We start from the raw sequence: 23,310 nt of genomic DNA, 5'->3' as shown, positions 1-23,310 counted from the left end.
TTCTATCTTGACGGTCCGTCAGATCAGCGCGGTGGCCCGGTCCCTGCTGTCCATGGGCCGCCGCGGCGATCGGCCACCCGTCGGGAGGACAGGACCGTGGACTTCAGCTTCACCGAGGAGCAGCAGGCGGCGGCCGAGGCGGCACGCGGGGTCTTCGCCGGGGTCGCACCGGACGCGGTGCCCAGCCCCGCGCTCGCCGTGGGCGCCGTCGCCGACACCTTCGACCGTGTGCTGTGGCGCAAGCTCGCGGACGCGGACCTGCTCAGTCTGCTGCTGGACGGCGCGTACGGCGGGGCCGGCCTGGACGCGGTCGCCCTGTGCCTGGTGCTGAGCGAGTCGGCGAAGGTGCTGGCCCGGGTGCCGCTGCTGGAGAGCAGCGCCGCCATGGCCGCCGTACAGGCCTATGGCAGCGCGGAGTTGAAGTCCGCCCTGCTGGAGCGGGCGGGCCGCGGTGAGCTGGTCCTGACGGTCGCCGCGAGCGGCCGCACCGGCCACGACCCGGCCGAACTCGCCGTCACCGCGCGGCAGGAGGACGCCGAGTGGGTGCTGGACGGGATGCAGACGGCGGTGCCGTGGGCGTACGACGCCGACCTCGTCGTCGTACCCGCGCACACGGCCGCCGGTCACGCGGTGCTCGCGCTGGTGGCGCCGGACAGTGCCGGGGTGGTTCTCGCCGAGCAGTTCTCCACGACGGGGGAGCGGCTGGGCGTGCTGCGGCTGGAGTCGGCGCGGATCGCGGCGCGGGACGTGCTCGACGCGGAGGGCGCCTGGGACTGGCTGCGCCATCTGCTGACCGTCGGGACCTGTGCGCAGGCACTCGGCCTCGGTCGGCAGGTGCTGCGCATGACCAGCGAATACACCGGAAAGCGGGAGCAGTTCGGGTTCCCGGTCGCCACGTTCCAGGCGGTCGCCGTGCAGGCCGCCGACCGCTACATCGACCTCAAGGCGATGGAGGCCACCCTGTGGCAGGCCGCGTGGCGGCTCGGCTCCGGCACGCAAGGGACGCTGCCGGTCTCCGGTGACGTGGCCGTCGCCAAGATCTGGGCTTCGGAGGGCGCCCGGCGGATCGTGCAGACGGCACAGCATCTGCACGGCGGCTTCGGCGCCGACGTCGACTACCCCCTGCACCGGTACCACGCCTGGGCCAAGCACCTGGAGCTGTCGCTCGGCCCGGCGGCGGCCCACGAGGACGCCCTCGGCGACCTGCTGGCGACCCACCCGCTGGGCTGACGCCCGCTCTTTACAGGACGAAGGCGGGCGAGCCGTTGTCCGTCACCATCGGACGGCCCGCGCCCTCCCAGGCCAGCATGCCGCCGTCGATGTTCACCGCGTCGATGCCCTGCTGCACCAGATACTGGGTGACCTGCGCGGAACGGCCGCCGACGCGGCACATCACATAGGCGCGCCGCCCCTCCGCCACCGCCTCGGTCACCTCACCGAACCGGGCCACGAAGTCGCTCATGGGGACGTGCAGGGCACCCTCGACATGCCCGGCGTCCCATTCCTCGGCCTCCCGGACGTCCAGCACGAGAGCGTCGGCCGGAACGCCGGCGACGTCCACCGAAGGCAAAGCAGCACCAAAACTCATGTCCCGAGGCTACCTGAGCCCGGCCGGGCCCTTGATGCTCGGCGTACGCCCACCCCAGCCCGCTTCCCCGGCTACTGGCCCAGCAACTCCGCCAGCTCCCGCTCCCGCTCCGCGACCTGCGCGAGCAGCTGCTCGGCGATCTCCTCCAGGAGGCGGTCGGGGTCGTCCGGGGCGAGACGGAGCATCGCGCCGATCGCGCTCTCCTCCAGCTCCCGCGCGACGACGGTCAACAGTTCCTTGCGCTGGGCGAGCCATTCGAGGCGGGCGTAGAGCTCCTCGCTCTCCGACGGCGTCTGCTCGGGCGGCTTGGGTCCGGCCGCCCACTCCTCGGCGAGTTCCCGCAGCAGTGGTTCGTCGCCGCGGCCGTAGGCGGCGTTGACGCGGGTGATGAACTCCTCGCGGCGGGCTCGCTCGGTCTCGTCCTGGGCCAGGTCGGGGTGGGCCTTGCGGGCCAGCTCGCGGTAGAGCTTGCGGGCCTCGTCGCTGGGCCGCACCCGCTGCGGGGGCCGCACCGGCTGGTCCGTGAGCATCGCCGCGGCCTCCGGGAACAGCCCGTCGCCGTCCATCCAGCCGTGGAACAGCTCCTCCACGGCCGGCATCGGCATCACCCGGGCCCGGGCCTCGTCCGCCTTGCGCCGGTCCTCGGGATCACCGCTGCGGGCGGCCCTGGCCTCGGCGATCTGCGCGTCCAGCTCGTCGAGGCGGGTGTACATCGGGCCGAGCCGCTGATGGTGCAGCCGCGAGAAGTTCTCGACCTCGACCCGGAAGGTCTCCACCGCGATCTCGTACTCGATCAGCGCCTGCTCGGCGGCCCGCACGGCCCGCTCAAGCCGCTCCTCCGGCCTGGGCTCACCGCCCTCCGGCCGGGGCGCACCCTCTTCGGGCACCGCCCGCGTCCCGCCGGCGACACCACCCTGCTCAGCTTCCGGGGTCGTCACCCGACCAGCGTAGGCCACCCCCGAAGCACCACCCCCGCCACGGCCTGCACCGGCCGGGCACCCGCACGTCAGCCGCCACGTCCTGCACCGGCCGGGCACCCGCACGTCAGCCCCCACGGGCGTCCGGGCAGTCCACCGCCACCCACTCGGCCACGAGGTCCCGGCACGCGACGACCAGCGTCCCGGGCCGGCACGCGACCTCATGGGTGCAGCCACCCTCGTGCGGCAGCACCTCGTCGAGGATCACGTCCCCCAGCGCGGCCACGTCACAGACGTCCAGGACATCCACCTGGAACCGCGAGACTCCCACGTACCGGACGAGCAGGTCCTCGTCGTGCTTCCAGCAGTTGTGCCCGAAGCGGATCTCGATCTCCTCGTCACCGGTCCGCCGCACCTGAAGCGGCTTGAGGTCCTTCACACACCTCTTGCCGGAGAAGTCGTAGTGCCCGGGGTCGATGGCGAAGGCGCGGGCTCCCGGCGGGAGGTTCTCCGCCAGCTCGGACAGCCTCGCCAGGTAGGGCCGCGGGTCGATGATCCCGGTGACGTCCCCGTCCCGCCCGTCGAGGTCGACGTATCTCACGCCTCTCAGACCCCCATCTCCCCCGCGATCCGCCCCGCCCGCACCGCCGCCACCAGTTCCGCGTGGTCCGCCTCCGTGCGGTCGGCGTAGGTGACGGCGAACGTCGCGATCGCCTCGTCCAGTTCCTCGTTCTTGCCGCAGTACCCGGCGATCAGGCGCGGGTCGGTGCTGTGGGAGTGGGCGCGGGCCAGGAGGGCGCCGGTCATGCGGCCGTAGTCGTCTATCTGGTCGGCGGCGAGCGCGGCGGGGTCGACGCTGCCCTTGCGGTTGCGGAACTGCCGTACCTGGAAGGGCCGGTCCTCGACGGTCGTCCAGCCCAGCAGGATGTCGCTGACGACCTGCATGCGCTTCTGCCCGAGGACCACCCGGCGCCCCTCGTGACCTGCGGCGGGCGTCTCGAAGCCGGCGGTCACCAGGTGCGGCAGCAGTGCCGAGGGGCGGGCCTCCTTCACCTGCAGGACCAGCGGTTCGCCGCGGTGGTCGAGAAGCAGGACGACGTAGGAGCGGGTGCCCACGCTGCCCGTGCCGACGACCCGGAACGCGACGTCGTGGACCGCGTGCCGGGACAGAAGCGGCAGGCGGTCCTCGGAGAGCGTGTCCAGGTACTCCTCCAGGGAGCCGGCGACGGCCGCGGCCTCCGCGTCCGGCACCCTGCGCAGCACCGGCGCCGCGTCGACGAAGCGGCGCCCGCCGTCCTCGCCCGGCTCGGTCGACTTCGCGGCGAACCGGCCGCTGGTGTTGGCCCGCGCCTTCTCCGAGACCCGCTGCAGGGTGCCGACCAGGTCATGGGCGTCGGTGTGGGAGACGAGTTCCTCGTCCGCGATGGCGTTCCACGCGTCGAGCACCGGGAGCTTGGCGAGCAGGCGCATGGTGCGGCGGTAGGCGCCCACCGCGCCGTGCGCCGCCTGGCGGCAGGTGTCCTCGTCCGCGCCCGCCTCCCGGCCCGCGAGCACCAGCGAGGCCGCGAGCCGCTTGAGGTCCCACTCCCAGGGGCCCGGCACCGTCTCGTCGAAGTCGTTGAGGTCCATGACGAGGTCGCCGCGCGCGTCGCCGTAGAGACCGAAGTTGGCCGCGTGGGCATCGCCGCAGATCTGGGCGACGATCCGGGTCATGGGGGTGCGCGCCAGGTCGTACGCCATGAGTCCGGCCGAGCCGCGCAGGAACGCGAAGGGCGTGGCCGCCATCCGTCCGACGCGGATCGGGGTGAGGTGGGGAAGGCGTCCGCTGCTGGACTCCTCGACCGCGCCGACGGCGTCGGGACGGGAGCCGTCCAGGTCGAGCGCGGCGTGCGCACTGCGCGGGACCTTGCCCCGCAGCGACTTGCCCTCCTCCTTGGGCGACCCCTGCACGGGCCATACGGCGAAGCCGCGCACCCGGGGCAGCCTGCGCCCCGCCTCCGCGGAAACCCGCACGGCAGCTTCTGCTCCGACCTCGGTCATCCCGACCGCCTCCCCCGAACACGCACGCGCCCGAACATCAACTCGTGCAGACCGTACAGCCGGTGGCCGAAACGCGTCAGACCCTGTGGACAACTCCACAGCTGTGGAAAACCCACCGCCTGACCGTGCGGCTCAGCATCCGCCCCCCGGCAGGTACTGCTCCGCCCACCGCCCCAGCTCCGCGAACGCCGGCTCCAGCGCGGCCCCCGCCTCCGTCAGCCGGTACGAGACCCGCAGCGGCGGCCCCTCGTCGACCTCGCGCACGACGAGCCCCGCGGCGGCGAGCTCGGTGAGGCGGTCGGACAGCATCCGTTCGCTGATGCCGGGCACCGCCCGGCGCAGATCGACGAAGTAGGCCGGTCCGGGGGTGAGGACGGCCACGATCGGCCCGGTCCAGCGCTTGCCCAGCAGCTGGAAGACGCGGGTGATCCCGTCGTCGACCCGCTTGCACGCTTCGGTGCCGTGACTCAGCTCGCCCGCCATGTCCCCAGGGTACTGCCCTGTTCGTAGGGGGATGAAAAAAAGTAAGTCCCTGTGCTATTCATAGTCGAGTACGAATTATTAGCCGCTTACGTGAGCCCCTGCCCTTGGCCGCTCGCACGAGCCTGTTGCCTGGAGACCCCCATGGCCACGCTGCTCCACATCGACTCCTCCGTGTTCCCGCACGGCGCCTCCGCCTCCCGCTCCGTCACGGACGCCTTCCGCAGGACCTGGGAGGAGCAGCACCCGGAGGGCACGGTGATCTACCGCGACCTCGCCACCGACCCCGTGCCACACCTCACCGCCGACGCCCACCTCGCCGGCTTCTCCGATCCGGCGACCCACACCCCCGAGCAGGCCGCCGCCTTCGCCGCGCGCGTGGCGCTGATCGAGGAACTGGAGAGGGCGGACGCCGTGCTGATCGGCGCCCCGATGTACAACTACTCGATCCCCTCGACCCTGAAGGCCTGGCTGGACAACGTGATCCTCAGGGGCCGCACCTTCATGGCGGAGGACTCGAAGATCAAGGGGACCCCGGTCACCGTCGTCGCCAGCCGCGGCGGCTCGTACGCGCCGGGCACCCCGCGCGAGGACTACGAGTACGTGCAGACCTACCTGCGCGCGGTCTTCGCCGACACCCTCGCCCTGGAGGTCGACTTCATCGTCCCGGAGCTGACCATGGCCCCGCACGTCCCGGAGATGACCGAACTGGTCCCCCTCTACGAGGCCTCCCGCGAGCGCGCCCTCGACGACGCGACGACCAAGGCGAAGGAACTCACCGAGCGCCTGGCCGCCTAGCCCCCGTCACCGAGCGCCTGGCCGCATAGCCGCGTAGCCTCCCCCACCGACCGCCACATCTCATGTGATTGTCCTCACCACCGGCACTCGCAGGATGTGCGGCCGGACAACGCGAAAGCCCCCAGGTCTGAGACCTGGGGGCTTTCAGCTGGTGCGCGAGGGGGGAGTTGAACCCCCACGCCCTTGCGGGCACTGGAACCTGAATCCAGCGCGTCTGCCTATTCCGCCACCCGCGCATTGGGTGTGTCTTCGGGCCCTGCTCCCTTTCGGGCCTGGCGCCTTCCGACATCCAGAACATTAGCACGCTGACCGGGGTGGGTTCACATCCCTTTCCCCGGGGCAGCAGCCGACCAGGACGTTCGTCGGAGGGCACCGAACCACCGCCCTTCCGGCCACGTATCAACGTCGACCGGTTCACGTATCAACCTCGTACCGGTCCCGTCCGTCTCCCCAGGAGCCGGTCGGGGTCCACAGTCAGGTGCGGGACACTGGTCTGCGGCCGCCTCTACGATCCTGACAAGGAGGAGTCGGCCACGGGAGTTCGAAGACGAGCTCCACAGGGAACTTCGGAGGCGTCGACACCCGTCGACGAGGCCGACAGGGGGAACCAGCCGATCCACCCGCGCGTGGATACGATCAGTAAGCAGTACCAGGTAAGGCAGTACCCGCTCTGCGGGGTGCAGGACGGCAGCAGCTACGGAGGAGGTGCCCCATGGGAGTCCTGAAGAAGTTCGAGCAGCGTCTCGAAGGTCTGGTCAACGGCACCTTCGCCAAGGTGTTCAAGTCCGAGGTCCAGCCCGTGGAGATCGCCGGCGCGCTCCAGCGCGAGTGCGACAACAACGCGACGATCTGGAACCGCGACCGGACCGTCGTACCCAACGACTTCATCGTGGAGCTGAGCACGCCCGACTTCGAGCGGCTCAGCCCCTACTCCGGCCAGCTCGGCGACGAGCTCGCCGGCATGGTCCGCGACTACGCCAAGCAGCAGCGCTACACCTTCATGGGCCCCATCAAGGTCCACCTGGAGAAGGCCGACGACCTCGACACCGGCCTGTACCGGGTGCGCAGCCGTACCCTCGCCTCCTCCACCGACCAGCAGGGCCCCGGCGCCCCGTCAGCGCCCGCCGCCCCGGCCGGCCGGCCCACGGCGCCCAGCGGCTACGGCTACCCGCCCTCCGCGGCGCCCGCGGGCGCCCCTCCCATGCCGGCCGCACCGCCCCCCGGCGGACGCCCCGGCGGCTACGGCTACCCGCAGCCCGCCCAGGCCCCGCGCGCCGGCGGACCCGTCGGCGCCCCGGCGCCCGGCGGCCGCACCCGCCACTGGATCGAGATCAACGGCGCCCGCCACCAGATCTCCCGCGCGACGCTCGTGCTGGGCCGCAGCACCGAGGCCGACGTGCGGATCGACGACCCCGGCGTCTCCCGCCGGCACTGCGAGATCCGGACCGGTTCGCCCTCGACGATCCAGGATCTCGGGTCCACCAACGGCATCGTGGTGGACGGACAGCACACCACCCGCGCTACGCTCCGCGACGGCTCGCGGATCGTCGTGGGCAGCACCACCGTTATCTATAGGCAAGCCGAAGGGTGAAGCGGGGGCAATGTCAGAGCTGACCCTCACGGTCATGCGGCTGGGTTTCCTGGCCGTACTGTGGCTGTTCGTGATCGTGGCCGTGCAGGTCATCCGCAGCGACCTGTTCGGTACGCGCGTCACCCAGCGCGGCTCCCGGCGTGAGGCCGCCCGGCCTCAGCAGGCCCAGCGGCAGCAGCAGGCGCCGCCGCAGCAGCGCCAGCAGAGCGCCGGCGGCCGCCGCGGCCGCAACGCCCCCACCAAGCTGGTCGTCTCCGAGGGCACCCTCACCGGCACCACCGTCGCGCTCCAGGGCCAGACCATCACGCTCGGCCGAGCGCACGACAGCACCATCGTGCTGGACGACGACTACGCCTCCAGCCGCCACGCGCGGATCTACCCGGACCGGGACGGCCAGTGGATCGTCGAGGACCTCGGCTCCACCAACGGCACGTACCTGGACCGAAGCCGGCTGACGACCCCCACACCGATTCCGCTGGGCGCGCCGATCCGCATCGGCAAGACCGTCATCGAGCTGCGGAAGTAGTGCTACATCATGAATAGGCGCGAGCGGAGCGAGCACGCAGCGGCCCCCACCCCGGGCCCCGGCGCGCTCCCGACCGGAGGGTGGGCACCGTGCGGATGTATCCGGAGCCGACGGGCGAGGTGCGCATGAGTCTGTCACTGCGCTTCGCCGCCGGATCGCACAAAGGCATGATCCGGGAGGGCAACGAGGACTCCGGATACGCCGGTCCCCGACTGCTCGCGATCGCCGACGGCATGGGCGGCGCCGCCGCCGGTGAGGTCGCCTCCTCCGAGGCCATCTCCACCATCGTCGCCCTCGACGACGACGTCCCCGGCTCCGACGTCCTCACCTCCCTCGGCATCGCCGTGCAGCGCGCCAACGACCAGCTGCGCTCCATGGTCGAGGAGGACCCGCAGCTCGAAGGCATGGGCACGACGCTCACCGCCCTCCTCTGGACCGGCCAGCGCCTCGGCCTCGTCCACGTCGGCGACTCCCGCGCGTACCTGCTGCGCGACGGCGTCCTGACCCAGATCACACAGGACCACACCTGGGTGCAGCGCCTGGTCGACGAGGGCCGCATCACCGAGGAAGAGGCCACCACCCACCCGCAGCGCTCCCTGCTGATGCGCGCCCTGGGCAGCGGCGAGCACGTCGAGCCCGACCTCTCCATCCGCGAGGTCCGCGCCGGCGACCGCTACCTGATCTGCTCCGACGGCCTCTCCGGCGTCGTCTCCCACCAGACCCTGGAAGAGACCCTCGCCAGCTACCAGGGCCCGCAGGAGACCGTCCAGCAGCTCATCCAGCTCGCGCTGCGCGGCGGCGGCCCCGACAACATCACCGTCATCGTCGCCGACGTCCTCGACCTCGACACCGGCGACACCCTCGCCGGACAGCTGCACGACACCCCGGTCGTGGTCGGCGCCGTCGCCGAGAACCAGAACCACCTGCACGACAACGGCATCATGCAGACCCCCGCCGGACGCGCCTCCGGGCTCGGCCGCCAGGTCCCCGGACAGGGCGGCGGAGGCGGCGAGTTCGGCCCGCCCGGCTCCGGCGACGTGACCGGTTTCATCTCCACCGACGGCTTCGGCGGCTACTCCGACGACGACTTCGTCAAGCCCCGCAAGGGCCGCAAGTGGCTGAAGAGATCCCTCTACATCGCGCTCGCCCTCGGCGTCATCGGCGGCGGCCTCTACGGCGGCTACCGCTGGACCCAGACGCAGTACTACGTCGCCGCCAACGGCGACCACGTCGCCCTCTACCGCGGCATCAGCCAGGACCTCGCCTGGGTCTCGCTGTCGAAGGTGGAGAAGGACTACCCGAAGATCGAACTCAAGTACCTGCAGCCGTACCAGCAGGAGCTCGTCGAGAACACCATCGCGGAGGGCGGCCTGAAGACCGCCCAGAAGAAGATCGACGAACTGGCCGTGCAGGCCTCCGCATGCCGCAAGGTGGCCGAGGCGCAGGCCACCGAGAGCGAGAAGAACTCCAAGACCGGTGAAGGCGAGGCAGGAGGGACCACGGGAACCACCCGCTCCTCCCTGACGTCCAAGGCATCGCCCAGCCCCAACACCTCGACCTCACCGACCCCGAACGCGTCCGCAACCCCGACCGCGCCCACTCCCACCCCCGGCCCCACGCTCTCGGACGAAGAGAAGCAGGTCGCGGGCAAGTGCGGTACGTGAGAGGCCCCGTCACACGATGAGCAGTACCACCAACTCGCCGACGCACCACACGTCCACGATCGGCTCGATCGGCACGCCGAGCCGGCGCAACACCGAGCTCGCACTGCTGGTGTTCGCCGTCGTCATCCCGGTGTTCGCCTACGCCAACGTGGGCCTCGCCATCAACGACGAGCTGCCCGCCGGTCTGCTGGCCTACGGTCTGGGCCTCGGCCTGCTCGCGGGCGTCGGCCATCTCGTCGTACGCAAGTTCGCGCCGTACGCGGACCCGCTGCTGCTGCCGATGGCCACCCTGCTGAACGGACTCGGCCTGGTCGTCATCTGGCGTCTGGACCAGTCCAAGCGGCTCAGTGCCAACTACCCCGAAGCAGCACCGCGCCAACTGCTGTACTCGGCGCTGGGCGTCGCCCTGCTGGTGGCCGTACTGATCTTCCTCAAGGACCACCGCGTCCTGCAGCGCTACACCTACATCTCCATGGCCGGAGCCATGCTCCTGCTGGTGTTGCCGCTGATCCCCGGTATCAGCGCACCCACCTACGGCGCCAAGATCTGGATCAAGATCCCCGGCCTCGGCACGCTCCAGCCCGGTGAGTTCGCGAAGATCGCCCTGGCCGTGTTCTTCGCCGGCTATCTCATGGTCAAGAGAGACGCCCTGGCCCTGGCCAGCCGCCGCTTCATGGGTCTGTACCTGCCGCGCGGCCGCGACCTCGGACCGATCCTCGTCGTCTGGGTGCTGTCGATCCTCATCCTGGTCTTCGAGACCGACCTCGGTACATCCCTGCTGTTCTTCGGGATGTTCATCATCATGCTGTACGTCGCCACGGAGCGGACCAGCTGGATCGTGTTCGGTCTGCTGATGTCCGCGGCCGGCGCCGTCGGCGTCGCCTCCTTCGAGCCGCACGTCCAGCAGCGCGTCCAGGCCTGGCTCGACCCCATGAACGAGTACCTGCTCAGCAGGAAGGGCATCTACGGCCACACCGAGCAGTCCATGCAGGCCCTCTGGGCCTTCGGCTCCGGCGGCACCCTCGGGACCGGCCTCGGGCAGGGCAACTCCGACCTCATCGGCTTCGCCGCCAACTCCGACTTCATCCTCGCCACCTTCGGCGAGGAGCTGGGCCTCGCCGGCGTCATGGCGATCCTGCTGCTCTACGGGCTGATCGTGGAACGCGGCATCCGCACCTCCCTCGCCGCCCGCGACCCCTTCGGCAAACTGCTCGCGGTCGGCCTGTCCGGCGCCTTCGCGCTCCAGGTCTTCGTCGTCGCCGGCGGTGTCATGGGCCTCATCCCGCTGACCGGTATGACGCTGCCCTTCGTGGCCTACGGCGGTTCCTCCGTCATCGCCAACTGGGCCCTCATCGGCATCCTGCTGCGCATCAGCGACACCGCCCGCCGTCCCGCGCCGGCCCCCGCCCCCAACCCCGACGCCGAGATGACCCAGGTGGTCCGCCCGTCATGAACAAGCCCCTGCGCCGGATCGCACTCTTCTGCGGCCTTCTCGTCCTGGCCCTGCTCATCCGCGACAACTGGCTCCAGTACGTCAAGGCGGACGAGCTGCGGACCGACACCGACAACCGCCGGGTGGCCATCGAGCGGTACGCCACCCCGCGCGGCGACATCATCGTCGGCGGCAAGGCCATCACCGGGCACAAGGAAACGACCACCGGCGACTTCAAGTACAAGCGCACCTACAAGGACGGCGCCATGTGGGCGCCGGTCACCGGGTTCGTCTCCCAGGCCTACGGCGCCAACCAGCTGGAGTCCATCGAGGACGGCATCCTCACCGGCAACGACGACCGGCTCTTCTTCCGCAACACCCTCGACATGATCACGGGCAAGGCGAAGGAGGGCGGCAACGTCGTCACCACCCTCAACGCCGCCGCCCAGAAGGCCGCCTACGAGGGCCTCGCCAAGCGCGGCAAGGGCGCCGTCGTCGCCCTGGAGCCGTCCACCGGCAAGATCCTGGCGCTGGCCTCCTACCCGTCGTACGACCCGGGAACGATCGCCGGCGGCGGCGACTCCGACGCCGAGGCCTGGAAGAAGCTCGACAAGAAGAACAACCCCGACGACCCGATGCTCAACCGGGCCCTGCGCGAGGTCTACCCGCCCGGCTCCACCTTCAAGGTCGTCACCGCGGCGGCGGCCCTGGAGAACGGCCTGTACTCCAGCGCCGACGAGAAGACGAAGTCGCCGCTGCCCTGGACCATGCCGGGCACCACGACCCCGCTGAAGAACGAGGGCAACATCCCCTGCGAGAACGCCACCCTGCGCGTCGCCCTGCAGTGGTCCTGCAACACCGTCTTCGGCAAGGCCGGCTACGACCTCGGCAACGACAAGATGCTGGACGAGGCCAAGAAGTTCGGCTTCACCGAGGAGCAGTTCACCCCGGTCCGCTCCAGCGCCTCCGTCTTCTCCGACAACATGAACGACTCCCAGGTCGCCCTGTCCTCCATCGGCCAGTACAACACCGCCGCCACCCCGCTGCAGATGGCCATGGTCGCCTCCGCGGTCGCCAACGACGGCAAGCTGATGAAGCCGTACATGGTCGACGAGCTCCAGGCCCCGAACCTGGACACCATCGCGAAGAACGACCCGGCGGAGCTCAGCCAGCCGCTGTCCCCGGACAACGCGCAGATCCTCCAGTCGATGATGGAGACCGTGGTCGAGAAGGGCACCGGCAAGACCGCCCAGATCGGCAACGGCGTCACGGTCGGCGGCAAGACCGGTACCGCCCAGCACGGCGAGAACAACAGCAAGAACCCGTACGCCTGGTTCATCTCGTACGCCAAGCTCGCCGACGGCAGCAAGCCGGTCGCCGTGGCCGTGGTCGTCGAGGACGAGACCGCAGTCCGCGAGAACATCTCCGGAAGCGGCCTCGCGGCACCGATCGCCAAGAGCGTGATGGAGGCGGTCATCAACTCCAAGAAGTGACCCCCATCACGCCCCCTTCACATCCGTGCACGTTGGGATACCGGTCCTGTATCGGGTGACGGGCTTGGCCAGGTCACACAAAGCCAGCCGGGTACGGTAGGCCCGGACGGCAGCCCCCGACCGCACACCAGTGCCGGTCGGGACCGACGGAGAGGGCTGGTAGGGAACTATGGAAGAGCCGCGTCGCCTCGGCGGCCGGTACGAACTGGGCCAGGTGCTCGGTCGTGGTGGCATGGCGGAGGTCTACCTCGCGCATGACACCCGTCTCGGCCGCACCGTGGCGGTGAAGACGCTGCGCGCCGACCTCGCGCGCGACCCGTCCTTCCAGGCCCGGTTCCGCCGGGAGGCCCAGTCGGCCGCCTCGCTCAACCATCCCGCGATCGTCGCGGTCTACGACACGGGCGAGGACTACATCGACGGGGTCTCGATCCCGTACATCGTCATGGAGTACGTCGACGGCTCCACGCTCCGTGAGCTGCTCCACTCCGGCCGCAAGCTCCTGCCGGAGCGGGCGATGGAGATGACGATCGGCATCCTCCAGGCCCTGGAGTACTCCCACCGCAACCAGATCGTCCACCGCGACATCAAGCCGGCCAACGTCATGTTGACGCGCAACGGCCAGGTCAAGGTCATGGACTTCGGCATCGCCCGCGCCATGGGCGACTCCGGCATGACGATGACCCAGACGTCCGCGGTGATCGGCACAGCGCAGTACCTGTCACCGGAGCAGGCGAAGGGCGAGCAGGTCGACGCCCGCTCGGACCTCTACTCCACGGGCTGCCTGCTGTACGAGCTCCTGACGGTGCGGCCGCCCTTCGTGGGCGACTCCCCGGTGGCGGTGGCGTACCAGCACGTCCGCGAGGAAGCCCAGCCTCCGTCGGTCTTCGACCCCGAGATCACGCCCGAGATGGACGCGATCGTGTTGAAGGCCCTGGTCAAGGACCCGAACTACCGCTACCAGTCCGCCGACGAGATGCGCATCGACATCGAGGCGTGCCTGGACGGCCAGCCGGTCGCGGCGACGGCGGCGATGGGTTCGGTCGGCTACGGCGGCTACCCCGACGACCAGCCGACCACCGCGCTCCGCTCGACGGACGCCGGCGCGACATCGATGCTCCCGCCGATGAACCCGGACGACCCGGGCTACGGCGGCTACGACGACCGCCCCGACCGCCGCCGCCAGAAGAAGAACAACACCTCCACGATCCTGCTGGTCGTGGCGGCTGTGCTGGTTCTCGTGGGCGCGATCCTGATCGGGAAGTGGGCGTTCAGCGGTAATAACGCGGCCGATGACAAGGTGGCGGTGCCTACGTTCGTCGGCGAGACGCTGAAGAGCGCCCAGACCATGGCGACGAACAGCGACCTGAAGCTCGCCACCACCGATAAGCCCTGCGAGAACCAGCCCAAGGGCAACATCTGCACACAGGATCCCGAGCAGGGCACCAAAGTCGACAAGCAGACCACCGTCAACGTGGTGGTCTCGACGGGCGCCCCGAAGGTCACCGTGCCCAGCGTCATCGGCGACCAGTTCGACGACGCCAAGGCGAAGCTGGAGGGCGACGACTACAAGCTCGTCGTCAAGAAGCAGACGAAGGAGTCCACAGAGGAAGCGGGCTCCGTTCTCGACCAGGACCCGGTCTTCGGCAAGGAAGTCCAAAAGGGCTCGACGATCACGCTGACCGTCGCCAAGGAAGTGGCGAAGTCCACGGTCCCGGACGTCGCCGGCAAGACGTGCGACGAAGCCAAGGCCCTGATGACGCAGAACAACCTCACCGGCAACTGCGTCACCGACACGGAGACCGACGACCCCAACCTGGTCGACAAGGTCATCAGCACCGACCCGGGCATCGGCAACTCCGTCGACAAGGGCTCGACGGTGACGATCCACATCGGCAAGGCCAAGGAGAACCAGCAGGTCCAGATCCCGCAGGACATCGCGGGCAAGAAGCTGAACGACGTCAGGAACACGCTCCAGGGCCTGGGCCTGCAGGTTCAGGTCCAGGGCTCCCAGGACGGCAACGCCACGGTCGTCACCTCCAACCCGCAACCGGGCAGCACGCTCAACAAGGGCGACACCGTCACCCTGTTCACCACCGACCAGGGCGGCGGCAACAACAACGGCGGCACCAACTTCTTCGGCGGCACGACCGGATAGGCGCCCCGCACGACCGAGCCCCGGTTCCCTGCATCTCAGGGGGCCGGGGCTCAGTCATGCTCGTGTCCTTACATACGACAACTCGTTGATCAGTCCAAACCCCGAACAGAAGGGCGAACCATGATCAACGAATCCGCGCTGCTGGAATCGAAGAGCCTGCGCGACAGCGTGCTCGAACGGACGGATGTGCTCGACAGGGTGAAGGCGCTGTCGCTGTTGCCGGACGGGATGCATGTGACTACAGCGATGGCGGCGGCGTACTTCAACGTCACCGTCGAAGCGATCCGAGCCCTCGTCCATGACCATCGTCCAGAACTGGAAGCCAGCGGCTACCAAGTGCTGACCGGTACAGAACTGAGTGACTTCAAGCAACTCAGTGGAATCCAGTCACGCACACGCTCGCTCGCGCTCTTCTCCCGCCGAGCCGTCCTCAACGTCGCCATGCTCCTCCGCGACAGTGAAGTCGCACGTCAGGTGCGTGTGTACCTCCTCGACATGGAGTACCTGGCCCGCACCCAGCCTGTGGATAACTCCGCGCCCGCCCCGTCCACAGCCTCCGACAACCTCGACGACCGCATCGATCAACGCATCACCCACATCCTCGGCAAGACCGTCGTCCCCATGTTCAACGCCCTGATCGAAACCTCGGGCGAACACCGCAGGGAACTCATCGCCCTGCGCACCGGCGTCCAGCGCATCGAGCGGCGGCTTCGTCAGCACCACGAGCGACTGAAAAGGCTCGAAGGGGTACGGGACGACCGACCCGCCATCGGCGTCATGGCCGCCATGGACGCCATGAACGGCAGCGCGTTCGAGCGTCACATCGCCAAGCTGCTGGTGCGGGACGGCTGCACCAACGTCGTCGTACAGGGCGGTCACGGAGACAGAGGCGTCGACCTCATCGGGCTCACGGCCGACGGACGACGCATGGTCGTCCAGTGCAAGAGGCGCGCCCCCTACCTCACCATCGCCGGCTCCGACATCCAGAAGTTCATCGGCTCGGCAAAGGTGCTGTACAGCGCGGAAGTGGCCCTCTTCGTCGCGACGTGTCCCTTCACCCCCGAGGCCCTCGCCCTCGCCGCCGAAACGGGGATCACCGCCGTACACCGCGGCGTGCTGGAGGAATGGAGCACCGGGGAACCGCTGAAGGTCCTGGAGTAGGTACGGCATGACGCAAAGGGCCCGAAGCCGCAAAGGGTAGTTGCGGCTTCGGGCCCAGCTCATGCCGAGAGTGACGGCATGTCACTCTCGAAACCTACTGAAGTTCCTTCGGCAACGTCCGCTCCCCATCCACCTTCTCCACCCGCACCAACTCCCCCCACACCACATACCGATACCGAGACGTGTACACCGGCGTGCAGGTGGTCAGCGTGATGTACTTCCCGGCCTTCTTCTTCCCCGACTCCTTCGGGATGGCCCCCAGCACCTTCACGTTGTACTTCGACGTCTCCGGAAGGATCGCGTACGCCTTGTAGACGTACCACTTGTCCTTCGTCTCGAAGACGATCGGGTCGCCCTTCTCGATCTTGTCGATGTTGTGGAACTTGGCGCCGTGGCCGTCCCGGTGCGCGGCCAGGGAGAAGTTGCCGTCCTTGCCGGACGACGGCAGCGTCGCCTTCACCGGGTCCGTGTAGTAGCCCGCCACACCGTCGTTCAGGATCTTCGTCGACGTGCCCTTCTCGACCAGGACCTCGCCGTTCTTCATCGCCGGGACGTGCAGGAAGCCGATGCCGGCACCGGTGTCCAGTGCACCGGGACCTGTGTCCTGGGCCCAGTTGTCACGGACCTTGTCGGCCTGCTTGTCCGCCGCGCGGTCGGCGATGACGTTCGTCCACCACAGGGAGTAGACGACGAACAGGCCCAGAATCAGACCCGCCGTGATGAGGAGTTCACCGAAGACACTGACCGCCGTCGCGATCGGGCCCATGCCACCGCGGCGGCGCGGAGCGGGAGGCGTGGTGTCTGTGTGCTCTTGGCGGTCGGTGGTGGATGCCACTTGGTCCTCTGCCCCTAATTGACGAGCGCATCCGGCTTGCCCTTGCTGCGCGGCCGTTCCTCGACCATCTTGCCCCAGACGATCAACCGGTACTTGCTGGTGAACTCCGGCGTGCAGGTGGTGAGCGTGATGTAGCGGCCCGGCTCCTTGAACCCGGACTGCGGCGGCACCGGATTCAGCACGCTCGTGTTGCTCGGCGACGTCACCGGAAGCGACGACGTCATCTTGTAGACGAAATAGTCGTCCTGCGTCTCTACGACGATCTCGTCGCCCTTGGACAGGCGGTTGATGTACCGGAACGGCTCGCCGTGCGTGTTGCGGTGGCCCGCCAGCCCGAAGTTGCCGGTCTTCGCGCCCGGCATCGCCGTCTTCAGGGGGCCCTCCGAGTAGTGGCCCACCATGCCCCGGTCGAGCACCTTCTTGTTGCTGACGCCCTCGGCTATCGGCACGACCACGTCCAGCTTGGGAATGTGGAGGAGGGCGAAACCCTGCCCGGGCGCGAACTCACCCGGCGCCCGCTTCCCGCTCTCCCACTCCTCCTGGAGGTTGCTCGCCTCCTTGCCGGCCTGCGCATGCGCCCGCACGTTCGTCCACCACAACTGGTACGTGACGAACAGCAGCATCAGCACACCGGTGGTGATGAACACCTCACCGATCGCCCGGCTGACCAGCACCCCTGGGCTGGGCTTGCGGGCCTTCGCCCGCCGACGGGCCTCGACACGGGAGAGGGGAGCAGAGGATTCATCCGGGGAATCCGCGGCCTCCGCCGACTCCGTGGAGGGGCTCGCTCCCGCCCCATGACGCCCGCCACGCCGCTTGGCGGCCTTTCTGCGGGCCGCACGGCCGCCCGTGGGACTCCCAGTGGCTCCTGTGACGGACGAGGCGCCAGAGGGCGACGTGGCCTCTCCTATTCGCTCCGACAGGTCGGAGAGCCTGAGCGCCACCGTCTCGTCATCCAGAGGCGGCACATAAGGCTCGTAGGGCTCGTACGGCTGCTGCTCCCCGTACGAGGCCTCCGACTCGCGCTCGGGGCGCAGTGCGGTCACGCCGTGGCCCTGCCCACCACCGGGGCCAGCCCCGCAGATCGCGCCACGGCACCCTGGTCGCCGCACTCCACCAGCCAGTTGGCCAGCATCCGGTGACCGTGCTCCGTGAGCACCGACTCGGGATGGAACTGGACGCCCTCGACGGGCAGTTCACGGTGCCGCAGGCCCATGATGATCCCGTCATGCGTCCGCGCCGTGACCTCCAGCTCGGCCGGCACCGTGGCCGGCTCAGCCGCCAGCGAGTGGTACCGGGTCGCCGTGAACGGCGTCGGCAGCCCGGCAAACACACCCTTGCCCTCGTGCTCCACCAACGACGTCTTGCCGTGCAGCAGCTCCGGCGCACGGTCCACGACCCCGCCGTACGCCACCTGCATCGACTGCATACCGAGGCAGACACCGAAGACCGGCACCCCGGTCGCCGCGCAGTGGCGGACCATCTCGATGCAGACGCCCGCCTCCTCCGGCGTCCCCGGGCCCGGCGACAGCAGGACACCGTCGAAGCCGTCCTGGGCATGCGCCGTCGACACCTCGTCGTTGCGCAGCACCTCACATTCGGCGCCCAGCTGGTACAGGTACTGCACCAGGTTGAAGACGAAGCTGTCGTAGTTGTCGACGACGAGAATCCGCGCACTCACTGGTTGTCCACCGTCACATCGTTGAAGGGCAGCAGCGGTTCGGCCCACGGGAAGACGTACTGGAAGAGGACGTAGACCACAGCAAGCGCCAGCACGAGTGAGAGCAACGCCTTCACCCACGCGTTCCCCGGCAGATGCCGCCAGATCCAGCCGTACATGCCGTCCCTTCCGTCGCACCACGGCACCAGACTCACGCCGTACAGCCAACAGACTAACGGCGCAGCGCCTCCGGTTTCCCTGCCTCCACAGGCTGTGTGGAGTCCAGATGCGCCCACACGATCAACCGGTGGCTGTGACCCCACTCCGGATCGCACGTGGTCAGGGTGAGATAGCGCCCCGACCGCGTATACCCGGAGTTACGTGGCACAGGATCGATCACCTCAACGTCCGTGGGCACTGTTTTGTAGGGCCCTTTGTCGATCCGATACGTGAACCAGGTCGTCCCGTCCGTCAGCACCACCGCGTCCCCGCGCCGCAGCTTCGGAAAGTCCTTGAACGGATCGCCGTACGTCCGCCGATGCCCCGCCACCGAGAAGTTGCCCTCCTGGCCCAGCTGCGCGGTGCGCGCGTAGTGGCCCAGGCCCTTTTTCAGGGTGCCGACCGCCGTCCCCTCCAGCACCGGCTTGTTCCACGTGAAACCAAGACGCGGGATGTACATGATCGCGAAGGGCTTGCCCTTCTTGTACGGCGCCGGAGCGGACGGACTCGCCGAGGCCTCTGCGCCCCCGGTGGCCTTCGGCTGCTCCACCCGCCCCTTCGACCACTGCTCCTGGAGCTGGTCGATCTGCTCGCCCATGACGTTGTCGGCCTTCACGCCGGTCCAGAAGAGCACGTACACGACGAACAGGACTATGACCGCGCCGACGGTGATGCAGAGTTCGCTGAGGGTCCTGACGACGAGACGTACTCGCACCGGCGGCTCCCGGAGAGACCTACTCCACAGGCTTGGCGTACTGCAGATCCACTGTGCCCGAGTAGCCGGGCAGAGTCACCGCCCCGTCATCCTCGACTTTCCATCCGAGACCGTAGACGTTGACGTACACCATGTAGTTCTGGATCGCCTTGCTGGCGGCCAGCGACTGCTTCAGCTTCCCCGGGTCCCCGACCGCCGTGATCTTGTACGGCGGTGAGTAGACCCGGCCCTGGAGGATCAGCGTGTTGCCCACACAGCGCACGGCGCTGGTGGAGATCAGCCGCTGGTCCATGACCTTGATGCCCTGCGCACCGCCCTGCCACAGCGCGTTGACCACCGCCTGGAGGTCCTGCTGGTGGATGACGAGGTAGTCGGGCTGCGGCTCGGGATAGCCCGGGAGCTTCGCCGTCGCGTCCGGCGGGGCGTCGTTGAGCGTGACGCTGATCGCCTCGCCCTTCAGCGGCTGCGTGCCCGCCTTCTTCTCCAGCGCCGTCAGCTTCTCGTCCTCGGCCTTGGTCGAACCGTCGTCCCGCTCGGCCAGCGCCTCGACGTCGTCGCGCAGGGCGCCGTTGGACTCGTCGAGCTGACCGTTCTTGTGGCTGCGCTCCAGGATCAGGTCGGAAAGCTTCAGCAGCGAGGCATCCGTACGGATGTTGGTGCCCTTGGCCGTGTTGAAGCTGGTGAAGAAAATGAGCCCCGCGAGCGCGAAGACGGCCACCGTGAGCAGCCGCACGGGCCGGAAACGTCGGCCGCGGTCAGGGCTGGATCCCATCCCCTGGGGGTTGGCAGAATTGCTCAACGTACCCTTATCTCCTTCGGCGCCGCGGAAGCACTACGCTAACGGACGCCCGGGGGAGCACTCAGTGTCCCCTTGTACGCTGCCCCGAGCCCGACCCAGCTACCTGCGCGGCCACGCAGCGCATCGACAGGAGAGACCCTCGTGCCGAAGTCACGTATCCGCAAGAAGGCCGATTACACGCCGCCGCCGGCGAAGCAGGCGACCAGCATCAAGCTGAACAGCCGCGCCTGGGTCGCGCCCGTGATGCTGGCCCTGTTCGTCATCGGGCTGGCCTGGATCGTCATCTTCTATGTGACGGACGGCTCGCTGCCCATCGACGCGTTGGACAACTGGAACATCGTGGTGGGCTTCGGCTTCATCGCCGCCGGGTTCGGCGTCTCCACCCAGTGGAAGTAGCTCTGCCCCGAGCTGTTCGCTGAGTTATCCACAGATCGCGATATTGTCCACAGGCTACCTGGGGACAAAAGAACGACGATCTGTGGATAACTCACAGAGGGTTGACGCCGGTACGACTGGATTGACGCCCGTACGACTGCCACACCGGCTCCCGCAAACTTGTTCGCCCCCTGCCTGACCTGCGGAAACACAGGTCAGCGACCGGGGGCACAGTTGTTCGCGCACACTATGCACAAGATTACTAACCCGCTGTGGACAACGGGCCTTTTCGCGCTCAGGTGAGCTGGGCCGTGCGCAGCAGAGTCATGATGACGATCACCGCGAGGACGACCGCGCAGGTCCCGTACTGGACGAGGGCGCGGCGCTCGCGCGGGGCGTGGACCATGGCGTAGCCGATGACGATGCCGCCGACGAGGCCGCCGATGTGGGCCTGCCAGGAGATGTTGAAGCTCGGGTTGAAGGTGAAGATCAGGTTGATCACCAGCAGGGCGATGATCGGCCGCAGGTCGTAGTTGCGGTGGCGCATGAGGACGCCGGTGGCACCGAAGAGGCCGAAAATGGCGCCGGAGGCGCCGAGGGTGGCGGTGCTCGGGGAGGCCAGCAGGTACGCCAGGACGCTGCCGCAGAGGCCGGAGACCAGGTAGAGCGTGAGGTAGCGGGCGCGGCCGAGGGCTTTTTCGAGAGGGCCGCCGAGGAACCACAGGCTCAGCATGTTGAAGCCGATGTGCCAGTACTCCTGGTGGGTGAACATCGAGGTCACGAGGCGGTACCACTGGCCGTCGGCGACGCCTTCGGTGGGGGTGAAGGGGGCCGGTGGCCAGACGCCAATGAGGACCAGATCGCTGAGGAGCGAGTCCGAATACTGGACGGCGATGAACACGGCGAGGTTGATGCCGACGAGGAGCTTGGTGATGAGGCGGGGGTCGGTGGTAACCGTCCCTCCGGCGAGCGTGCGGGGTGTCGCCGCGTCCGGGGCGTGGCCGGTGCCGGAGCCGTCGCGGACGCAGTCGGGGCACTGGAAGCCGACGGAGGCGCTGATCATGCATTCGGGGCAGATGGGGCGTTCGCAGCGGGTGCAGCGGATGCCGGTCTCGCGGTCGGGGTGGCGGTAGCAGCCGGGCAGGGCCTGTTCCTGTCGCGGGCTGCCTGGCGCCTGGTCCATGAGGTCGTCCCCTACGTCGTCGTATGCAATGAAACCGCCCCGTCCCTCCTTACGGATGGGCGGGGCGTTTGGTTCCCTGCGGGTGGTTCCCTGCGGGTGCCGGTGTCAGTGGGTGCGGGTCTCGACGACGACGGTTTCGATGACGACGTCGCTGAGGGGGCGGTTGGTGTTGGGGTTGGTCGGGGTGGCGGCGATGGTGTCGACGACCTTCTGGCTGCCGGCGTCGGTGACTTCGCCGAAGATGGTGTGCTTGCGGTTCAGCCAGGTCGTGGGGCCGAGGGTGATGAAGAACTGCGAGCCGTTGGTGGCGGGGCCGGCGTTGGCCATGGCCAGGAGGTAGGGGCGGTCGAAGCGGAGGTCGGGGTGGAACTCGTCCTCGAACTGGTAGCCGGGGCCGCCGGTGCCGTTGCCCAGGGGGTCGCCGCCCTGGATCATGAAGTCGTTGATCACCCGGTGGAAGACCGTGCCGTCGTAGAGCTTGTTGGTGGATGTCTCGCCGGTGGCGGGGTGGGTCCACTCACGCTCGCCCTGGGCGAGCTCGACGAAGTTCCGGACTGTCTTGGGGGCGTGGTTCGGCAGCAGCCGGATTTCGATGTCGCCTTGGTTGGTCTTCAGGGTGGCGTAGAGCTGCTCTGCCACGGTGGTGCCTTCCGTTGTCTTTCTGTGACTCTGCGATCCTCGCACGGCCTGGGCGGTTCGGCGCCCGTCGCCTCGGTGGAGGTCTCGTTCAGACGCTGTTCAGAGAAAAAGGGGCGAGTCCTCCCGGGTCGGGCGCGCTCTTCGGCGATCCGTGGCATTGTCGACGGCAAGCTCCCGTTGCCCCGTATGCCCGCCCTCGCATGCCTCTCTGGCTGTTGGCATGCATGATCCGTAAAAGGGTGGAAAGTCGAATTACCGTACGCCACCGAGGAGGAGGATTCCCGTGACCCGCATTGACAGCGTGCGCGCCGCGACCGGTTCGGCGAAGGACAGCGTGCTGCACGCCGCGGAAGTGGTGGCGCCCTACGCCGACACGGCCAAGGACAGGGCCTCGCAGTACGCACACGAGGCGCGCGTACGGCTCGCGCCGAGGGTGTCACTGGCGGCCGAGCAAGCCCGCGTCCAGTACGGCGCGCATGTCGCGCCGCGTCTGGAACAGGCCCGTACACATGTGCCGCCGAAGGTCGACCAGGCCGCCCATGAGGCCGCCGAGCGCACCCGTAAGGCTGCCCGGCAGGCCGCTGATTATTCACGGCCGAGGATCGAGCAGGCCGTGGCCGCGGCCGGGCCCGTGAAGGACGAGGCTGCTGCGCGTGGGGTGGCCGCTCTGGCCGCGTTGCGTGGCCAGGTTTCGCCGAAGGAGATCGAGAAGCTGGCGCGTAAGCATGCGCGGCGGGCGAGGGCCGGCCGTATTGCGAAGGCGTTGGCGGTTGCCGGCCTGCTCGCGGGCGGCGCTTTCGCGGCGTGGAAGTGGTGGGACAAGCAGGCCAACCCGGACTGGTTGGTCGAGCCGCCTGCCGCGACGGAGGTGCCCGAGTCGGGTCGGCTGACCTCTGTGGACGGCAGCGGTCAGTCCGTTCTCGACCCCGAGGTGCAGGCGAAGCAGGCTGAGGAGGAGGCGGCGCACCGCGACGAAGGGCGGTGACAGCTGATGCCTTGAGCCGATGGGGCCGATGGGTTCAGTCGGCTCTGTGAGTGGT

24 protein-coding genes and 1 tRNA gene are annotated in these 23,310 nt (G+C 68.8%); 11 read left to right on the top strand and 14 right to left on the bottom strand.

What is annotated here, in order from left to right:
• Nucleotides 1-96 precede the first annotated feature (96 nt).
• The gene (locus tag CRP56_RS21545) at nucleotides 97-1,230 is read left to right on the top strand and encodes an acyl-CoA dehydrogenase family protein (protein WP_097266368.1); all 1,134 of its coding nucleotides are present in this window, start codon (nucleotides 97-99) and stop codon (nucleotides 1,228-1,230) included.
• Between the two features lie 10 nt (nucleotides 1,231-1,240).
• On the opposite strand, the gene CRP56_RS21540 is transcribed toward CRP56_RS21545, so the two are convergent.
• The 5 genes from CRP56_RS21540 to CRP56_RS21520 form a co-directional block, all read right to left on the bottom strand.
• The gene (locus CRP56_RS21540; RefSeq protein WP_097266366.1) at nucleotides 1,241-1,588 is read right to left on the bottom strand and encodes a rhodanese-like domain-containing protein; all 348 of its coding nucleotides are present in this window, start codon (nucleotides 1,586-1,588) and stop codon (nucleotides 1,241-1,243) included.
• Nucleotides 1,589-1,659: 71 nt separating this feature from the next.
• Nucleotides 1,660-2,526, bottom strand: a complete 867-nt coding sequence (locus tag CRP56_RS21535; protein WP_373559660.1) for a J domain-containing protein — start codon at nucleotides 2,524-2,526, stop codon at nucleotides 1,660-1,662.
• Nucleotides 2,527-2,632: 106 nt separating this feature from the next.
• A complete protein-coding gene (locus CRP56_RS21530) occupies nucleotides 2,633-3,106 on the bottom strand; it encodes a hypothetical protein (RefSeq protein ID WP_097266361.1) in 474 nt (157 codons plus the stop codon).
• A 5-nt stretch (nucleotides 3,107-3,111) separates the two neighbouring features.
• Nucleotides 3,112-4,545 carry a DUF2252 domain-containing protein gene (locus tag CRP56_RS21525; protein ID WP_097266359.1) on the bottom strand — a complete coding sequence of 478 codons (1,434 nt, stop codon included), beginning with the start codon at nucleotides 4,543-4,545 and terminating at the stop codon, nucleotides 3,112-3,114.
• A gap of 132 nt (nucleotides 4,546-4,677) precedes the next feature.
• Nucleotides 4,678-5,028, bottom strand: a complete 351-nt coding sequence (locus CRP56_RS21520) for a winged helix-turn-helix transcriptional regulator (RefSeq protein WP_097266357.1) — start codon at nucleotides 5,026-5,028, stop codon at nucleotides 4,678-4,680.
• 141 nt (nucleotides 5,029-5,169) lie between these two features.
• Between CRP56_RS21520 and CRP56_RS21515 the strand changes: the two genes are divergently transcribed.
• Nucleotides 5,170-5,823, top strand: a complete 654-nt coding sequence (locus CRP56_RS21515) for an FMN-dependent NADH-azoreductase (protein WP_097266354.1) — start codon at nucleotides 5,170-5,172, stop codon at nucleotides 5,821-5,823.
• Nucleotides 5,824-5,972: 149 nt separating this feature from the next.
• Here CRP56_RS21515 and CRP56_RS21510 read toward each other — a convergent pair.
• Nucleotides 5,973-6,059 (bottom strand) — tRNA-Leu (locus CRP56_RS21510).
• A 476-nt stretch (nucleotides 6,060-6,535) separates the two neighbouring features.
• On the opposite strand from CRP56_RS21510, the gene CRP56_RS21505 reads away from it, so the two are divergent.
• From CRP56_RS21505 to CRP56_RS21470, 7 genes are all read left to right on the top strand, one after another.
• Nucleotides 6,536-7,414, top strand: coding sequence for an FhaA domain-containing protein (locus CRP56_RS21505; protein WP_097266352.1), 879 nt, complete (start codon nucleotides 6,536-6,538; stop codon nucleotides 7,412-7,414).
• Nucleotides 7,415-7,424: 10 nt separating this feature from the next.
• Nucleotides 7,425-7,940: an FHA domain-containing protein FhaB/FipA gene (locus CRP56_RS21500; RefSeq protein ID WP_059194337.1), complete on the top strand. Its 516-nt coding sequence runs from the start codon at nucleotides 7,425-7,427 to the stop codon at nucleotides 7,938-7,940.
• A gap of 95 nt (nucleotides 7,941-8,035) precedes the next feature.
• Nucleotides 8,036-9,604 (top strand): Stp1/IreP family PP2C-type Ser/Thr phosphatase, encoded by a 1,569-nt coding sequence (locus CRP56_RS21495; RefSeq protein ID WP_097274320.1) that lies wholly within the window; start codon nucleotides 8,036-8,038, stop codon nucleotides 9,602-9,604.
• A 16-nt stretch (nucleotides 9,605-9,620) separates the two neighbouring features.
• On the top strand, nucleotides 9,621-11,057 hold the full coding sequence (locus tag CRP56_RS21490) for an FtsW/RodA/SpoVE family cell cycle protein (RefSeq protein ID WP_097266350.1): 1,437 nt from the start codon (nucleotides 9,621-9,623) through the stop codon (nucleotides 11,055-11,057).
• Nucleotides 11,054-12,529, top strand: coding sequence for a peptidoglycan D,D-transpeptidase FtsI family protein (locus CRP56_RS21485; RefSeq protein WP_097266347.1), 1,476 nt, complete (start codon nucleotides 11,054-11,056; stop codon nucleotides 12,527-12,529). Before CRP56_RS21490 ends, CRP56_RS21485 begins: the two co-directional genes overlap by 4 nt.
• 169 nt (nucleotides 12,530-12,698) lie before the next feature.
• A complete protein-coding gene (gene pknB / locus CRP56_RS21475; RefSeq protein ID WP_097266345.1) occupies nucleotides 12,699-14,684 on the top strand; it encodes a Stk1 family PASTA domain-containing Ser/Thr kinase in 1,986 nt (661 codons plus the stop codon).
• Nucleotides 14,685-14,804: 120 nt separating this feature from the next.
• A complete protein-coding gene (locus tag CRP56_RS21470; RefSeq protein WP_097266343.1) occupies nucleotides 14,805-15,845 on the top strand; it encodes a restriction endonuclease in 1,041 nt (346 codons plus the stop codon).
• Between the two features lie 94 nt (nucleotides 15,846-15,939).
• Here the strand turns inward: CRP56_RS21470 and CRP56_RS21465 are convergent, their stop codons facing one another.
• From CRP56_RS21465 to CRP56_RS21440, 6 genes are read right to left on the bottom strand one after another with little or no spacing between them, the layout of a single operon-like run.
• Nucleotides 15,940-16,680 carry a class E sortase gene (locus CRP56_RS21465; protein WP_097266341.1) on the bottom strand — a complete coding sequence of 247 codons (741 nt, stop codon included), beginning with the start codon at nucleotides 16,678-16,680 and terminating at the stop codon, nucleotides 15,940-15,942.
• A 14-nt stretch (nucleotides 16,681-16,694) separates the two neighbouring features.
• On the bottom strand, nucleotides 16,695-17,726 hold the full coding sequence (locus CRP56_RS21460; protein ID WP_097266339.1) for a class E sortase: 1,032 nt from the start codon (nucleotides 17,724-17,726) through the stop codon (nucleotides 16,695-16,697).
• Nucleotides 17,723-18,361: an aminodeoxychorismate/anthranilate synthase component II gene (locus CRP56_RS21455; protein WP_003999685.1), complete on the bottom strand. Its 639-nt coding sequence runs from the start codon at nucleotides 18,359-18,361 to the stop codon at nucleotides 17,723-17,725. The genes CRP56_RS21460 and CRP56_RS21455 overlap by 4 nt, the downstream gene beginning before the upstream one ends.
• Entirely contained in the window at nucleotides 18,358-18,555 is a 198-nt protein-coding gene (locus tag CRP56_RS21450) for a hypothetical protein (RefSeq protein WP_165951216.1), read from the bottom strand. The genes CRP56_RS21455 and CRP56_RS21450 overlap by 4 nt, the downstream gene beginning before the upstream one ends.
• A gap of 17 nt (nucleotides 18,556-18,572) precedes the next feature.
• Nucleotides 18,573-19,274, bottom strand: a complete 702-nt coding sequence (locus CRP56_RS21445) for a class E sortase (protein ID WP_097266336.1) — start codon at nucleotides 19,272-19,274, stop codon at nucleotides 18,573-18,575.
• A 19-nt stretch (nucleotides 19,275-19,293) separates the two neighbouring features.
• The gene (locus tag CRP56_RS21440; protein ID WP_373559659.1) at nucleotides 19,294-20,046 is read right to left on the bottom strand and encodes a DUF881 domain-containing protein; all 753 of its coding nucleotides are present in this window, start codon (nucleotides 20,044-20,046) and stop codon (nucleotides 19,294-19,296) included.
• 168 nt (nucleotides 20,047-20,214) lie between these two features.
• Between CRP56_RS21440 and crgA the strand changes: the two genes are divergently transcribed.
• Nucleotides 20,215-20,469, top strand: a complete 255-nt coding sequence (gene crgA / locus CRP56_RS21435; RefSeq protein WP_097266332.1) for a cell division protein CrgA — start codon at nucleotides 20,215-20,217, stop codon at nucleotides 20,467-20,469.
• A gap of 274 nt (nucleotides 20,470-20,743) precedes the next feature.
• Here the strand turns inward: crgA and CRP56_RS21430 are convergent, their stop codons facing one another.
• Nucleotides 20,744-21,631: a rhomboid family intramembrane serine protease gene (locus tag CRP56_RS21430; protein WP_097266330.1), complete on the bottom strand. Its 888-nt coding sequence runs from the start codon at nucleotides 21,629-21,631 to the stop codon at nucleotides 20,744-20,746.
• Between the two features lie 105 nt (nucleotides 21,632-21,736).
• Entirely contained in the window at nucleotides 21,737-22,270 is a 534-nt protein-coding gene (locus tag CRP56_RS21425; protein ID WP_097266328.1) for a peptidylprolyl isomerase, read from the bottom strand.
• A 283-nt stretch (nucleotides 22,271-22,553) separates the two neighbouring features.
• On the opposite strand from CRP56_RS21425, the gene CRP56_RS21420 reads away from it, so the two are divergent.
• On the top strand, nucleotides 22,554-23,255 hold the full coding sequence (locus CRP56_RS21420; protein ID WP_097266326.1) for a DUF5324 family protein: 702 nt from the start codon (nucleotides 22,554-22,556) through the stop codon (nucleotides 23,253-23,255).
• Nucleotides 23,256-23,310: the final 55 nt, after the last annotated feature.

Origin of the sequence: Streptomyces sp. TLI_55 (assembly GCF_900206255.1) — a bacterium.
GTDB classification, from domain to species: Bacteria; Actinomycetota; Actinomycetes; order Streptomycetales; family Streptomycetaceae; genus Streptomyces; species Streptomyces aquilus.
Note: the sequence above shows the minus strand (reverse complement) of the source record. Positions and strands in the feature narration are given on the sequence as shown.